The 15130-nt window shown below is 72.0% G+C and carries 14 protein-coding genes; 2 read left to right on the top strand and 12 right to left on the bottom strand.

Going from position 1 to position 15130, the window contains the following annotated elements; translation table 11 throughout:
* Positions 1–67: 67 nt before the first annotated feature.
* The 11 genes from Scani_RS13760 to Scani_RS13810 form a co-directional block, all read right to left on the bottom strand.
* Positions 68–802, bottom strand: a complete 735-nt coding sequence (locus Scani_RS13760; RefSeq protein WP_159474447.1) for a hypothetical protein — start codon at positions 800–802, stop codon at positions 68–70.
* Positions 799–1950 (bottom strand): NAD(P)/FAD-dependent oxidoreductase, encoded by a 1152-nt coding sequence (locus Scani_RS13765; RefSeq protein WP_159474450.1) that lies wholly within the window; start codon positions 1948–1950, stop codon positions 799–801. The genes Scani_RS13760 and Scani_RS13765 overlap by 4 nt, the downstream gene beginning before the upstream one ends.
* Entirely contained in the window at positions 1947–3968 is a 2022-nt protein-coding gene (locus Scani_RS13770; protein ID WP_159474453.1) for a LodA/GoxA family CTQ-dependent oxidase, read from the bottom strand. The genes Scani_RS13765 and Scani_RS13770 overlap by 4 nt, the downstream gene beginning before the upstream one ends.
* Before the next feature lie 285 nt (positions 3969–4253).
* A complete protein-coding gene (locus Scani_RS13775; protein ID WP_159474456.1) occupies positions 4254–5462 on the bottom strand; it encodes an acyl-CoA dehydrogenase family protein in 1209 nt (402 codons plus the stop codon).
* On the bottom strand, positions 5459–6424 hold the full coding sequence (locus Scani_RS13780) for a 3-hydroxyacyl-CoA dehydrogenase NAD-binding domain-containing protein (RefSeq protein ID WP_159474459.1): 966 nt from the start codon (positions 6422–6424) through the stop codon (positions 5459–5461). Before Scani_RS13780 ends, Scani_RS13775 begins: the two co-directional genes overlap by 4 nt.
* A gap of 24 nt (positions 6425–6448) precedes the next feature.
* Positions 6449–7186 (bottom strand): acetoacetate decarboxylase, encoded by a 738-nt coding sequence (locus Scani_RS13785; protein WP_159474462.1) that lies wholly within the window; start codon positions 7184–7186, stop codon positions 6449–6451.
* Positions 7187–7198: 12 nt separating this feature from the next.
* On the bottom strand, positions 7199–8011 hold the full coding sequence (locus tag Scani_RS13790; RefSeq protein WP_159474465.1) for a crotonase/enoyl-CoA hydratase family protein: 813 nt from the start codon (positions 8009–8011) through the stop codon (positions 7199–7201).
* Between the two features lie 61 nt (positions 8012–8072).
* The gene (locus Scani_RS13795; RefSeq protein ID WP_159474468.1) at positions 8073–9242 is read right to left on the bottom strand and encodes a CaiB/BaiF CoA transferase family protein; all 1170 of its coding nucleotides are present in this window, start codon (positions 9240–9242) and stop codon (positions 8073–8075) included.
* Positions 9243–9388: 146 nt separating this feature from the next.
* A complete protein-coding gene (locus Scani_RS13800) occupies positions 9389–10294 on the bottom strand; it encodes a LysR family transcriptional regulator (RefSeq protein ID WP_246295889.1) in 906 nt (301 codons plus the stop codon).
* A gap of 71 nt (positions 10295–10365) precedes the next feature.
* The gene (locus tag Scani_RS13805; protein ID WP_174872701.1) at positions 10366–10842 is read right to left on the bottom strand and encodes an acyl-CoA thioesterase; all 477 of its coding nucleotides are present in this window, start codon (positions 10840–10842) and stop codon (positions 10366–10368) included.
* 136 nt (positions 10843–10978) lie between these two features.
* Entirely contained in the window at positions 10979–12208 is a 1230-nt protein-coding gene (locus Scani_RS13810; protein ID WP_159474474.1) for a S1 family peptidase, read from the bottom strand.
* Between the two features lie 103 nt (positions 12209–12311).
* Here Scani_RS13810 and Scani_RS13815 point away from each other — a divergent pair, with 103 nt between their 5' ends.
* Positions 12312–12854 carry a cell wall hydrolase gene (locus Scani_RS13815; RefSeq protein WP_159474477.1) on the top strand — a complete coding sequence of 181 codons (543 nt, stop codon included), beginning with the start codon at positions 12312–12314 and terminating at the stop codon, positions 12852–12854.
* A 141-nt stretch (positions 12855–12995) separates the two neighbouring features.
* On the opposite strand, the gene Scani_RS13820 is transcribed toward Scani_RS13815, so the two are convergent.
* Complete coding sequence (locus Scani_RS13820; protein ID WP_174872675.1) at positions 12996–14360, bottom strand: hypothetical protein; 1365 nt, start codon at positions 14358–14360, stop codon at positions 12996–12998.
* A gap of 203 nt (positions 14361–14563) precedes the next feature.
* Here Scani_RS13820 and Scani_RS13825 point away from each other — a divergent pair, with 203 nt between their 5' ends.
* Complete coding sequence (locus tag Scani_RS13825; RefSeq protein WP_246295775.1) at positions 14564–15130, top strand: hypothetical protein; 567 nt, start codon at positions 14564–14566, stop codon at positions 15128–15130.

Raw genomic sequence — 15130 nt, forward strand, 5'->3', positions numbered from 1 at the left:
ACGGCCCGGGTCGCGACGGCGTCGCGGCCCGGGCCGGGGAATGCGGGAACGAAAGGGTGATGAACGGTCAGCTGTTGAGGCTGGTGTGGTTCCACCAGCCCTGGCGGCCGACGGTGAAGTCGATCGTCGCGCCGGTTCCGTCGATCCTGCCCTGGTACTGCTGCCCCTTCTTCAGCGGGCTCTCGATCAGCTTGTCGTGCGCGTCCTGGATCGAGTCGATGACCAGGGTCGGCACCTTCTTGAGCGTCGCCGGGTCGATGGGCGCGGCGGCGCTGATGGTGAGGGCCTCGTCCCAGTTCGGGCGCTCGGCGAGCTGGTGGGCGAGGTGGATCTCGTCGCCCTCACCGAAGATCAGGTAGGTGAGGTACTCGGGATAGGGCAGCTGCCCGAGCTTGCGGAAGGAGAGGACGTCCTCCCGCTTGCACTCCACCGGGACCTCGGTCGTCGTCATCTGCTGGAAGTCGCGGCTGCCGTCCGGCTTCACGACGACCCGCTCCAGGTGGACGCTGAACTCCTTGCCCCGCTGCAGCTCCGGGAGCTCGAAGTGGTGCGGACAGCGCAGCGAGTAGAAGACCCGCTCGTTCTCGTGCTGCGCCAGGTCCTTCAGGTACATATCCCGCAGCTCACCGTTGTCCTTGATGGTGAAGGTGAACACCGCCTGGTAGTTGTGGCCGGACTGGGGGTTGTACAGCGCGAGGTGGTAGAAGAACAGCTTCTTCTTGCCCAGCAGCAGGAAGCGGTGGATGTGCTCGTGTCCGTCGTGGTCGGGGCCGGCGCGGTCGGGTCCGGGGGTGGGGTTCATCTCAGGGTCTCGCCTTTCCTCGGGTGGGGGTTCGGTCGGGTGTGCCGCTGCCGCCGCGCCCAGAAGGGGCGGTCGGCCCAGCGGGTTTCCTGTGCGTGCACGGCCCGGTGGCCGTGCTGGTAGGCGGCGCGGGCCGTGGCGACCTTCGCCGCGTAGTCGGGCAGCGCCGCCCGGTCTCCGTGCAGCCGGGCGTCGACCGCCCGGCCGGCGCTCAGCCCGGTGTAGAGGGCGGTGAGGATGCCCTGGGAGCTGAGCGGGTCGAAGGCGGCCGCCGCGTCTCCGGCGGCCGTCCAGCCGTCGCCGTGCACCCGGTCCAGATGTGCGCTGTGCGCGGGGGCCCGGCGGGGTGGCCGCAAGGTGGTGAGGCCGTGCGGGCGGACCTGGCGGGAGAGGTGCCGGGTGGCCAGCAGGCGCTCGCGGAACTGCTCGGCGCCGCGCGCGGTCGCGGCGGGCAGGTCGGGGTCGGTGAAGTAGGCGACCAGCCGGCGCCGGGAGGGCAGCAGGGCGGTGTACCACCAGCCGTCGGGGTCGGACTCGACCAGCGAACGGCCGTCGGTGGTGGCCTGCGGGGCCGCCGGGTCGAGGGTGAGGTGGAAGGCGGTGAGCCGGTCCCCGGTGCACCGCCGGGCACCCGAGCGCACGGCGATCGCGGCACCCCGCCCGGTGGCGTCCACGACCCAGCGGCAGCGGACCGTCCGCTCCCCGCCGCCAAAGCGGTCCCGCAGCGCGAGCCGCCAGGTGCCGTCCGGCTGCCGGGAGGGGCACCGTACGCCGGTGTGCTCGGCGACCTCGGCACCCGCCGCACGGGCGGCCTCGCGCAGCCGCCGGTCGAAGAGCGGACGGTCGAGGTGCCAGCCGTGGCCGTAGGGGTCGTTGAGGAAGTCCACGGCGTGCAGTTCGGCCGAGCCCCAGGCGGACAGGTTGCCGTGGCAGGGCAGATGGCCGCTGCCGAGGACCGGCTGCTCGACGCCGAGGTCGGCCAGCAGCAGCCGCCCCACGGACACCAGCGCCTCGCCGGCCTTCGGCGGGCCGGTGCCCGCGTCGGCCAGCAGGACACTGCGCCCGGCCCGTACGAGGGCGAGCGCGGCGGCGCAGCCGGCCGGGCCACCGCCCGCGACCACGACGTCATAGCCCGGTACGGGGCTCACTGGGCGCCGTGGAGGGGGTCGAGCTTCTCCAGGTACCCGGCGGCGATCGCCGATTCGTCCCGGCCGGTGGCCTCCTTGACCTCCTGGACCGCCTGCTGCACGAGCATGGACTCGACGGTCTCGGCCGGGACCTCACCGGTCCAGGCATCGGCCACGCCGGCCAGTTGGGGCACGCCCGCCTCGGGCACCTGGATGTTGATCAGGTTGGCGTGGTCGGGGACGGGCTCATAGCCGGGCTCGGACTCCACCTGGAGGTACCGGGGGAACTTCGCGTCGCCCACGGTGTATTCGTGCGTCTCGACGATGCCGAACGCGGACCAGTCGTCGATCATCTGCCGGCGCTGCTTGTTGAAGTCGGTGCCCTTCAGACCGCGCAGCCATACCGCGCGGTTCTCGAAGGCCTTCTCCCTGACGCTGTCGTCGGAGCCGGTGGGCGGGGTGTTGACGGTGGTGAAGTCCGAGTGCTTCAGCACATGGTTGGGGACCTGGGCGGGCCAGAAGGTGGGCAGGTAGGGGCTGTAGCGGGGGCCGAGCCCGGACCGTACCTGGTAGCCGGAGCGGCAGCTCGCGGCGTCGCACTGCCAGGGGGCGGCCATCCAGCGGGTGAGGTCGCCGGGTCCCTGCGCGAACAGCGGACCGTTCTTGCCCAGGGCGTCCTGGAGGGTGAGCGCGTCGCCGTAGTCGCGTTCCGGGTCGTCCGGCCCGCGGTGCAGGATGCGGAACGGCGCGGAGTACATGGTCTTGTGCCGCATCGGCCAGGTGACCTCGCAGCCGGGGTGGAACGCGTCGGCGGCGCAGTTCTCCAGCGCGGCCCGGTCCAGCAGCTGCGGCTGTTCGGCGGGCGGTGCCTCGTCCACGATCGGGAAGCCCTTGCGGTGCGGGCCGGAGGTGAAGTGGCCGTCGGCCCACTGGGCCAGCATCCGGTCCTGGGCCGGGGTGATCGTGATGTGCTGGCGGACGGAGGTGGGCTTGCCGCTGGACATGGCGTCGCCGTAGAGCCACGGCCAGGGCAGCGGGGAGGTGCCGTCCCGGCAGTAGTCGCGCATCTGGACGTAGACCTGGCGGCGGAGCTCCTGGCTGGTCTCACTCGGGTCGGCGAGCCGCTTGCGCAGGGCCGGGTCGAGGAAGTGGTACGGGCCGGCCCAGCCGAACTGGGTGGCGAAGCCGTGGTTGACCCACTGCAGATCGCAGAACCGCCGCAGGAGCGGTTCGATGTGGTCGGGGTAGGAGACCTGCTGTACATCGGGCAGCGTGTGCTCGGTGACGAACATGTCGTGCAGCAGGTCGTAGAGGGTGCGGACGGTCTTGACCCCGGGTGCGTAGTGCGGCGGGGCGACCACGGCCCAGGCCGGGGTCGCGGTCTTCGTGACGCCCCGGATGGTGACCTCCGCGGTGACCGGGCCGTCGGCGACATCGTCGTACCAGGTGTCGTTGTTGGCGACGCCCGAGATCGGCTTCTCGGGCGTGGTGTAGGAGGCCGACGTGCCGACCCCGCCGACGACGAGCAGGCGGCCGTCGTTCTGGGTGGCCATCGAGCCCAGGGCGACCGCCCGATTCATGATCTTTCCGGCGAAGGTGGCGGTCTCGTGCGTGGAGGCGCGGATGGTCTGGCGGCCGGGGTCGATGACGAGCTTCTTGCGCTCCGCGCCCCTGACGTCGAAGTTGCGCCGGCGCCGCTGGACCTCCGTCAGGCCGGTGGCCTCGGGGATGTCGAGCGGGAGGTGGAACTGGTACCAGGCGGCCTTCTTGTTGGCCAGGTGCACCGACCACGTGATCTCGGTGACCTCCTCGTCGCCCAGTTTCAGCTCCTTGACGACCTCCCCCGCCTGGTTGTAGCCGTAGATCCGGAACCGGGCGGCCTGCCGGATGATCTTTCCCGAGCTGTCCTTGTAGGAGCCGGGCGGCAGCGGCGGCTGGTCCGGCGATTCCGGGCCGATGAAGGGCTGCTTCTCACTGTTGCCGACCCGGGCGATGCCTATGGCGGGGTGGATCTTCACCTGTGCGATCTGCGTGTCCATCGAGGAGCCTTTCACTGGGCCGGCGTGGATCCCCCGGTGGGCTCAAACGTAGGAGCGACTGCGGCGACGACGGGACGGCGTGGCGTCACAATGGGTGCACGGATTCACTCGTTCGAGAGAGCGACACGCGGATCCACCTCCTTGCCCCGTCACGGACCGTGAGGGTGGCGGAGGTCGGCGAGGTCATGGCCGCAACGGAAAGGCCGCGCCCGGTGGTGCGGAGCACCGGACGCGGCACGGAGATCGCCGGACCGCACCCGCGTGGTGCGGCCCGGGCCGGGAAGGTCAGACGAAGGCGCTCTCGCCGGTGATGGCCTTGCCCACGATCAGGGTGTTCATCTCGCGTGTGCCCTCGAAGGAGTAGATGGCCTCGGCGTCGGCGAAGAAGCGGGCGACGTCGTAGTCCAGGACGATGCCGTTGCCACCGAAGATCTCCCGGCTCCACGCCACGACCTCGCGCATCCGGGCGGTGACGAAGGCCTTGGCCAGGGAGGAGTGTTCGTCGCGGAAGACGCCGGCGTCCTGGAGGCGGGCCAGCTGGACGAGCATCCCCCAGGAGGCGGTGATGTTTCCGAGGCTCTTGACGAGGAGGTCCTGCACCAGCTGGAAGCGGGCGATCGGGCGGCCGAACTGCCGGCGCTCCTTGGCGTAGGCGAGCGCGAGTTCATAGGCGCCGATCATGACGCCGAGGGCCTGCCAGGCGACGCCGCTGCGGGTGGCGCGCAGGATCTCCGCGACATCGCGGAAGGAGTCGACCCGCTGGAGGCGGTCGGCCTCCGGGACGCGGACGTCGGTCAGGGTGAGGTCGGCGTTCTCGACGATGCGGAAGGCGGTCTTGTTCTCGATCTTGGCGGCCGAGAACCCGGGGGTGCCCCGCTCCACCACGAAACCCTTGACCTTGTCGTCGGCCTCGTCGCGGGCCCAGACGATGACCAGATCGGCGAAGGTGCCGTTGCCGATCCACCGCTTGGCGCCGTTGAGGATCCAGTGGTCGCCGTCCCTCCGGGCGGTGGTGCGCATACCGCCCGCCACGTCGGAGCCGCCGAGGGGCTCGGTCATGGCGAAGGCGCCGATCTTGTCGAGGGCGGCCATCGCCGGCAGCCAGCGGTCGCGCTGCTCCTGGTCGCCGCCGCGGTGGATGCTGTACATCGCCAGTCCGTTGTGGACGCCGAAGAAGGTCGCGGACGAGGCGTCGGTGCGGGTGTACTCCATCGCGAGCATGCCGACCAGCAGGTTGCTCCCGGCGGGCAGCGGGTCGCCGTACCCCTCGTACGGGACTCCGGCGAGGCCCAGTCCGCGGAAGGCGCCGATCAGTTCGCGGGGGAACTCCCCCTTGGCCCAGGCGCTGTTGACGAGCGGCTTCACCTCGGTGCGCATGAAGTCCCGGGCCGTGCGGAGCAGTTTGCGCTCCTCGTCGGACAGCAGGTTCTCGTAGCCGTAGAAGTCGGCGGTCAGTCCGTCGGCCGGGGCGGTCTCGGGGTGGGTGGCGGTCATGACCGGGTCTCCTCGTCCTGCTCGCTGCTGATGGCGTTCTCCAGGGCGCCCAGGACCGCGAGCTGCTTGCGGTCGCGCTCCCGGCTGAGGTCGCGGTACGAGCGGGAGCCGTACGCGTCCTCCACGGCCCTGATGAGCCGTTCGGTCTGTTCGGGGCTCTGCTCGGGACGGCCGAGCGAGTCCCACATCTGCTGCATCGACGGGCCGATGTGCTCGGCCATGTGCCGGTAGCCGCCGGGGCCGCCGCCCAGGTGGGCGCCGAGGAAGGGACCCACCGTCGACCAGCGCAGACCCAGCGAGTTCACCATGATCTCGTCGAGTTCGGAGGGGCCGACCACGCCCTGTTCCACCAGGTGGATCGCCTCACGGCTGAGGGCGTTCTGCAGGCGGTTGCCGACGAAGCCGGGGATCTCCTTGCGTTCCACCACCGGGACCCGGCCGACCGCGCGGTAGAACTCCACCGCCCGGGTGACGGAGTCCTCGTCGGTGCGCCGGCCGGGCACCACCTCCACCAGCGGCACGAGGTGCGGCGGATTGAACGGATGGCCGATCAGGATGCGCCCGGCGTCGTCGAGCCCGTCGGTGAACGCGGTGGAGGGGATGGCCGAGGAGGAGCTCAACAGGAGGGCGTGGGACGGGGCTTCACGGACCAGGGCGGCGAAGAGCTCCCGCTTGAAGGCGGTGTTCTCCGGGCCGTTCTCCTGGACCACATCGGCGTGGCGGACGGCGTCGGCGACATCGCGGGCCAGGTGGACCCGGTCGGCGAGGCCGGCGGTGTCCAGGCCCTGCCGGGCCAGTTGCGGGGAGGCCTCGGCCAGCGCCGCGTCGACGGCTTCGGCGAGGTCGGGGCGCGGATCGGTGACCCGCACCCGCAGCCCGTGCCCGGCGAACAGGGCGGCCCACGAGAGCCCGATGGTCCCGGCGCCGATCACGGCCACGGTGGTGGGGTGGGTGGTGCTCATGGCAGATGCTTCTTTCGGTGCGCGTCAGCGCGCGAGGTAGTCGTGCACCGGCTCGACCGGTGCCAGGGTGAGGTCGGTGAGCAGGTGGCTCGCCGAGACGATCTCGCGGACCGGGAGGTCGGCCAGCGGAGCCAGCGCATGCGCACCCAACTGCAGCCGGGCGGGGCCGGTCCAGGCGCCCTTGACGACCACGTCGCTGATCGCGGTGCGGACCAGCTGGGCCACCTGCGGCGTTCCGTCGTAGCCCGGCACCAGCTTGAGCAGATAGGTGGGCACGGTGATCTGTGCGGCCGCCTCTTCGGGGTCCAGCTCATGGTGCTTGTAGCCCATGGTGGCGGTCGCCACCCGGACCGTGCCGTAGTCGAGGATGCCGACGAGCGCGCCGTGGTCCACATAGAGCGCGGGCGAGCCGATCGTCTTCGGGTAGGCGCTCGCCTCCCGTCCGGAGGCGGTGGCCGCGAAGTTGTCGAGGTACATGGCGTGCAGGTACTCGCCGCGCTCGCCGTCGAGGCGGACCGGGATGGCCTGGCCGGATTCGGTGTACGGCCCGTACCCGGTGACATCGCCCATCCGCATCACCTCGAAGCGGACCAGCGGCTCGTCGATCTCCAGCGGCTCGGGAACCACCGCGCGCAGTGCGTCGTGGTCGGTGCGGTAGACGATGTTGAGGTACTCGCGGTGGGTGAAGCGCGGGATGACGGGCGGATACGCCGGGTTGGTCAGGGGCGTGGCATGGTGCCGGGTGACGTCGTGCTGCTTCATGGGGTGCTCCTCCTACTTGCCCTGCCAGACGGGGGCACGGCGCTCGGCGAAGGCCGTCATGCCTTCCCGTACGTCGGCCGATGCGGCGAGGGCGGCCATCTCGGCGCGCTGGGCGGCGAAGGCGGCCGGCTCGGGCGTGCCGTCGGCGGTGTGGGCGATCTTCTTGACCGCGGCGAGGGCGAGCGGGGCGTTCGCCGCGAGCCGTGCGGCCAGCTCCAGTGCCGTGGTGACCGTTTCACCGGCCGGTACGACCCGGTTGGCGATGCCGAGCAGACCGGCCCGCTCGCCGGAGACCGGCTCTCCGGTCAGCAGCAGTTCCATGGCCAGGTGGTACGGGATCCGCTTGGGCAGCCTGATCGCCCCGCCGCCGGCCGCGATGAGGCCGCGCTTGACCTCCGGCAGGCCGAACCGCGCGTCGTCGGCGGCGACGATGAGGTCGCAGGCCAGGGCGAGTTCGAAGCCGCCGCCCATGGCCCAGCCCTCGACGGCGGCGATCAGCGGCTTGGCCGTCACGGTCTCGGTCAGTCCGCCGAAGCCGCGGCCGGGGATCTCGGGCGACTCGCCGGCCAGCGCGGCCTTGAGGTCCATACCGGCACTGAAGGTGCCCCCCGCACCGGTGAGGATGCCGACCCGCAGTGCCGGATCGTCCGCCAACTCGTCCAGAGCATGGGCGAGTTGCACGGCAACGTCGGCATTGACCGCGTTGCGGGCGCGGGGCCGGTCGAGGGTGATGAGGAGGGAGGTCCCGATCCGCTCGGTGCGGACGTCGGGGGCGGGGTCCGCGGGGCGGGAGTGGGCAGGAGTGGTGTCCGGTGTACGGGGCATGGCCCGGTCCTTTGATGGTCGGCGGGTTGCGGTGCGAGGAGGGCGAGGGCGCGACGGGTCGTCAGCGTCCGTCAGCAGCGAGCTCGTCGAAGACCTCGTCGGTGTGCTGGCCGGGCAGCGGGGCGAGCCGCCGGACCGAGGCCGGGGTGGCGGAGTAGCGCACGGGGATGCCGACCGAACGGATCGGGCCCTCGCTCGGGTGCTCGACCAGGTCGAGGAGGTGGCCGTCGCGGACGTACGGGTCGTCGGCCGCCCGGTCCAGTTCCAGCACGGGCGCCATGGGGATGCTGTGCTTGGCGCAGATCTCCTCCCACTCCGCGGTGGTCAGATCCGGCGTGCAGCGGGCCACCAGTTCCAGGAGCGGGTCGACGTCGGCGTCCTCGATGCCCGGGCCCGCCACCCGGGGGTCCTCGGCGAGGTCGGGGCGGCCGGCGGCGGCGAAGAAGTCCCGGTAGTTCTGCGGGGAGTACGGCACGATGCAGGCGAGTCCGTCGGCCGTGGGCACGGCCCGGTGGCCGCGCTTCATGGAGAGGGGGAAGCCGGTGGAACCCTCCGCGGGCTCGTAGACATGGCCGGCCAGATGCTCGACGAGGTTGAAGGCGAGGAGGGTGTCCGTCATGGGGATCTCGATGTGCTGGCCGCTTCCGGTGCGGTCGCGGTGCACCAGCGCGGCGAGCACCGCGTAGACGATGGTCAGCGCGGCGACCTTGTCCCCGATGATCGTCGGCAGGTAGACGGGCCGGCCCAGCGCGCGGTGGGCCACGTCCACCAGACCGGAGGAGGCCTGCACCGTCTCGTCGTAGGCGGCGTGGCCCGCGCGGTCGGAGTCGCTGCGGAAGCCCTGGGCGTGCGCGTAGACCAGGCGGGGGTGGCGCTCGGCGAGGTCGGCGTAGGTCAGGCCGAGCCGGGCCAGGGCGCCGGGGCGCATATTGGTGATCAGCACGTCGGCCGTGCCGATGAGCGTCAGGGCGCGCTCGCGGTCGGTCTCGTCCTTGAGGTTCAGGGAGACGCTGCGCTTGTTGCGGTTGACGTTCAGGTTGAGCGGCGTCATGCCGGGGGTGGTCCGGTACCGGCCCGACCGTATGGTGTCCGACGGCGACTCGATCTTGATGACGTCGGCACCGAGGTCTCCGAGGATCTGGGCCGCGTAGGGGCCCATCACCACCGTGGACAGATCGATCACCCGTACGCCGTCCAGCGGGCCGTTGGCGCTTTCGGTCGTGGCGTCCATTGTCGCTCCTGCGGAAGTAGCTGTACTGCGAATCTTTCTGTCCTCGACGTTAGGCGAGATACCGCAGAATGAGAACGATCAAGAAACGAAGAAGGGCATGACCACAGTGGTCATGCCCTTTCCCTCGGGTCGGGAGTGCGCGCTGATCAGGCGAAGAGTTCGTCGGCGAAGATGCGCCGGGCCGCGGTGACGAGCTCGGCGAGGTCGCCGCCGGCTTCCGCCCGATCCTTGCGGAAGAGCAGTCCGGTGGCCAGTTCGGGCCGGAAATCCACCACCGGCAGCACCTTCACATTGTCCAGCCGATAAAGATGCATCGGGCTGTCCGGAGACAGCATCGTCATCGAAAAGGCGAGGCCGCCGGATACCAGTTCCGAGGTTCCGGCGTAATCGGAGCTGTTGATGCGAATTCTCTTCTTCAATCCCGCGGAATTCAGCCGGGCATCGATTTCATCGAAGTACGCGGGCATCGCCTCGGGGGCGGTGGCCACGTAGGGGAACGGCCGCAGCTCGTCCAGGGTGACCGTGTCCCGGCCCTCGAACCGGTCGGCGGGGACCGCCGCCCCCAGCCGTTCCCGCATGACCTCGATGATGCCGAGCGCGGGGTCCGCGACCGGCAGCCGGGCCAGCGCGAGAGCCAGCCGGCCGTCGCGGACCGCCTCGGCCAGGCTGGTGGAGCGGCCGGGCCAGCGCTTGAGCTCGTAGGTCTCCCCGCAGGCGCCCTCCAGCTCCCGGACCCGGGCCCGCAGGTCGGGGTGCACCCCGGAGGGCATCCCGATGAGCAGGGTGGTGCGCTGCGGACGGACGGCCTCGCGCAGCCGCCAGGGAATGGCATTGACACGTTCGAGGACATCGCGCGCCATCGGCAGCAGGGCGGCACCGGCGGGCGTCAGCGCGACGTGATGCGTGGTGCGGTCGAAGAGCGTCTGGTCCAGCTCGCGTTCGAGGTCCTTGATCCGCTGGCTCAGCGGCGAGGCCGCCATGTGCAACTTGCGTGCCGCCTGGGAGAAATTGAGCTCTTCGGCAACCGCCACGAAGTAGCGCAGGTGCAGCATGTCCACACGCCCACATTACCCGGCGGTGGTACCGCCGTTCGCGGACCGCAGCGGCACCCGGGAGCACCCCGTCAGCTGTCGGCGAGACCGAGCAGCGAGGGGTCGTCGGCCAGCTCGCGGAAGGCCGCTCGCGGGTCCTGGAACAGCTTGCGCTCGGTGAGGTCGAGCACCCCGCAGACGGCGCTCACCTCGGCGGCCACCGTGCCGTCCGTCCTGCGGACGGTCTGCTCGATCCGGAAGGTCCTGCCCTCGCCCCAGACGAAGGCGCAGCTCACCTCGACCTCGTCACCGGCCCGCAGCTCGCGCCGGTAGCGGATGGTGGTCTCGACGGTCACCGGGCCGATCCGCCGCTCCACCATCGTGCTCTGGCGGATGCCGCTCGCCTGCAGCAAAGACCAGCGGGCGTGCTCGGCGTACTGCAGATAGACGCTCTGGTTGAGGTGGCCCTGGGTGTCCGTCTCGTAGCCGCGCACGGTGACCGGGACGGCGAACGGCGCCGCCCCGTCCGGACCGGTTTCCGCGTCCGTACCGATTTCCGCGTCCGACACCCGTGCCTCGCCCACCGCGTCTCTCCCGTCCCCGTACCGGCCGGTGCGCCGCTCGGACGCGCCCGGCCCATGGCCATCGGCTTCTCATCGTAGGGGCCGGGGGCCGGCGGGCACCGCCCGCGTCCGGGTACGCCCGTCAGGGGCTGCCCGTCTTCAGCCGCAGGTTCCACTTGGCCAGGGCCTCGCCGACCGGCTGGAAGATCGTGATGGTGGCACCGCCGAAGTTGCCGCAGGTGGCGGCGCCGCCGCCGGAGTGCACGCCGATCGCCATCGGGGCGTTGGGCTGGGTGACGTACGAACCGCCCGAATCACCGGCCGCCGAGCAGGCGTTGGTGAACGAGAGGCCCTCGATGACCGTGTTGCCGTAGTCCACGGTCTGGTCGACCCGGGTGATCTCCCCGCAGTGCCAGCCGCTGCTCTGGCCGGAGCGGCAGATCGACATGCCCACCAGGCCCTCCTGGGAGCCGGTGACGGTGACCGGCGTACCGCCCTGGCCCGCCACGTACGAGCTGACGATCCATCCGGGCTGGTCCACCTCCACCAGCCCGAAGTCGCCCTCGCGGTCGTTGACGCTGTGCCCGCCGCCCTGGTTGGAGGTCCCCATCCGGCTGCCGTCCTTGCCGTACGCGGCCTGGTCGGGCGTCAGGGTGCAGTGACCGGCCGTCAGGAAGCCCTGGAAGCCGCCCGGCCCGGTCACCGAGAAGCCGATCGAGCAGATGCCCTCGCTGCCGGGCATCCACCGCTCGCCGCCCACCACCGAACCGCCCTGCTGACGCGGTCTGCGGTCGTTGCGCTCGACGGTGACGGGGACCTTCACGCGTGCCGCGAGACCGCGCACGGACTTCTCGAAGGCCTCGGTGCGGGCGGTGCGCCTGGTGTGGTCGGTGCGGACCACGACGCCGTTGGCGCGCTCGTCCACGCCCCACCCCGTGACGCCCGGGACGCCCTTGCCGGCCCGCCCGCTGATCTGCCGCACCAGTGCGGTGAGCGTGGCGCGGCTGTGCGGCACGGTCTTCGGCTCCGCCCCGGCGGCCCGTACCAACTGCGCGTCCGCGGCGCCGGTGACCGCGACGACGAGCTTGCCGGTCGCCTTGTCGAACCACATCCCGGCGGGCGGTGCGCCGAGCACCCGGCGCACGGTGGCCGCGGCGCGGTGCGCGTCGGCCTCCTGCGCGAGCCGCGTGCGCACCTGTTGCGCCGTCAGCCCGAGGTCCCGGCGCATCGCGTCGAGCATGGCGCGGGGCGAGGGCGGGGGCGACGGGTCGGGCCGCGGCACGGCACGCGCCGGGCTGAGCGGGCCGGTGGCCGCCATGACCACGGCGACGGTCGCGCCCCAGAGAGCTGCCTTGCGAAAGCGGCGTTCCATCGGGGATCTCCTCGCGGTGTCGAGTGCACGTCGGATCCGATTTGTCGAGCCTGCTCGACACCGGGACGTGCGGCACGAGGGAGAATCCCTGCATCATGACCGGATGCTCCGCGACCCCGGCCGTCAAATCCCCGCCTCCCGTGGCACGGTGGCGTTCCGGCGGCTGCCGGAGGCGCTGCGCAAGGTGACCTACTCGGGCGCCCGCCATCCGGGAGCGCCGACACCTGAATGCCCGTCACACACCTCGGACGGGGCGGACGATGCCGGTGGCGGCAGCGCCCCCGACGCCTTCGCCGACCTGGCCGGGGGCGCGAACTGCCAGCGCTACGCCTATGCCGTGCTGCGCCACTTCGGCCTGCTGATACCACCGCTGCGCTCGGCGGAACTCTGGGCGGACGACCGCGCGACCCGGCGGGCCGACCCGCCGCAACCGCTGGATCTGGTGCTGTTCGACTCCGGGCCGGCAGAGGGGCGGCCACCGGGGTACGGCGCGCATGTCGGCGTCCACCTGGGGCCCGACCAGGTCCTGCATCTGTGCCGGGAGGCCGGCCGGCCCGCCGTATGGCGCTATGCCGACTTCGCGGCCCGCCCGCGCTACCGGCGGTTCCTCGGCGCCAAGCGGGCGGTGGGCGCGGCGGGCCGCTGAGCGGGCGTTACAGCGGGGCCCGCCCCCCGCCGAGAGGCTGCGCGCGCCCACCCGCTCAGGGTCGTGGCGCGCTCACCGGCCAGGGTTGTGCGGCACTCACCGGCCAGGGTCGTGGGCGCACCCGCGCCGGGCGCCCGGTGCTCAGAAGCCGCCGCCGAAGCCCCCGTCGCCGCCACCGCCGAAGCCGCCGCCGTCGAACCCGCCGCCGTCACCGAAGCCGCCCCCGAAGTCGTCGGAGTTGAAGTCGGCTCCGGAGGAGTCGCCGCCCTCGGCACCCGTGGCGCCGCCGAAGTCGGCGCCGTAGGCGTCGGTGGAGAACATCACGTTGCCGAGCAGCGTGCCCACCAGGAGGCCGGGCAGCAGACCACCGCCGAAGTAGCCGCCTGCCCAGGGGCCGTAGGCCGGGCCCGCGTCCCAGTACGGGCGGTCGCCGCCCGCGGTCCGGACCGTACGGGCCAGCGGCTCCCGGCCGTCGTCCAGGCGGCTCTTGTCCGCGGCACAGACCGGCACGGTGCGCTCCGCGCCGCCCGCGGGTGCCCAGGCGACATCGACGACGGACGGACCGTGCCGCGGGTCGAAGAAGCAGGGCAGCCGGCGCTCGGGCAGCGGCCTGCCCTCACGGCGTGCGGCCAGGGTGGCCAGCGAGAACCGGCCGCCCTCCAGGGCCTTGGTCACGCCCTGGACGTCGCCGGGGTGCTCGGCCGCCGCCATCGACGCCTTGGCGTTCTCGTACGCGTCCAGCGCATGGCTGTAGTCCGCGCGCATCGCCTCGTCGGCACCGGGCTCGCCGGGGTGGAAGTCGAGCCGGTCCAGCTCCTCGCCGAAGGCGGTGATGTCCTCGTCGACGACGACCCGCAGATCCTCCAGCGCCGCCCGCTCCTCCTCGGCCCGCCTCCGGCGGTTGCGGCGGGCGATGGCGTACGCGCCACCACCGCCGACGACCACCAGCACGCCGAGGCCGATCGCGGTGCCGGTGTCGAAGCCGCTGCCGCCGGAGCCGCCCCAGGACGAGGGGGCGTGGCCGTGCGCCGACTTGAGCGCGGTGTCGACGAAGCTGTTCAGGCGGTCGCCGACGTCCGTGTAGTGGGAACGCTGCACCGACCCGACGAGGTTCTGCACCGCGCTGTGCGGCATCACCCGCGGGTCGGCGCCGGCGTTGAAGCCGTTGCCGAGCTCGACGGCGTAGACGCCGCTGATCCCGGTCTTGGTGCGCAGATCCTTCAGCAGCGTGCCGGGTGGGTACTCGGCGGCCCGGGGCAGCACGGCGACGAAGACCGGCTTGTCCGCGTCCTTGATCTTCTTGGCCAGCGCGTCGGCCTCGGCCGAGGAGAACTGGCTCGCGACACGGGGATCGACGTAGACCGGGCCCTTCTGGAGGGCCGCCGCGGCCTCGTCGAGCCCGCCGGCCGCACGGGCCCCCGGTGCCGTCGCGGCGACCACCGCCAGCAATACGGCCACCAGCAGCAGAAGCGGTCCGATCAGGGCACGGCGTATCGCGGTCTTCATGTGTTCGACGCTACCTGAACCGCACTTTCCAGACATCACCGGTGCAGGGGTCGATTCGGCCCGCATCGGGGTATTTTCCTCCGCCCACAACGGGCTGTCACGCCGGGGCTGTCCATCCAGGTGATCGCTCCGCGCGTCGTTTTTGATGATCGGAGTGCCGGGGATGTTCCGGCTCGCCACTCCCCCGAGGAAACGAGGAGACGATGTGCAGGGCCACCTCGATGGCCACCAATCTGGCCGTCGCCGTCGCCGCCACCGCCGTCGGATGCATGCTGGTGATCTCGTTGACACCGTCCCACCCGGACGCGGACGGGAGCCGGCCCTCGGGCGCCGGGCCGAAGGTCACGTCCGGCCATGCGGGCTCGGCCGCGCGGGCCGCCACCTCCGCCCTCGGCACGACCGCCGCCGGCGCGGCCCCCGGGGAGTCCGAGGACCGCGCGGAATCCGGGGAGTTCGCCTCGCCGCCGACCGGGCGGATCGAGGTGACCGCGCCGGAGCCGGGCGTCGACTACAAGGCGAACGGCAGCTTCAACGTGGCCTGGAAGAACAGCACCGGCGAGCCGGTGGACGTATGGCTGCGGGCGGCGACGGGCCACGGCCGGTCGCAGCGGGTGGCCCTGGTGGTCCCCCGGGCGGCCGCCGGAGCGGCCTCCGAGGCGATCGTGACGCTGCCCAAGGTGCCGCCGGGCCCCCGCTACTTCCTGGAGGTGGCCACCGCCGGTGACGGCGCGGTCGGCGGCGTCAGCCGGACCTTCGCCATCACCGAGTGA

Source organism: Streptomyces caniferus (assembly GCF_009811555.1).
Taxonomy (GTDB): Bacteria; Actinomycetota; Actinomycetes; order Streptomycetales; family Streptomycetaceae; genus Streptomyces; species Streptomyces caniferus.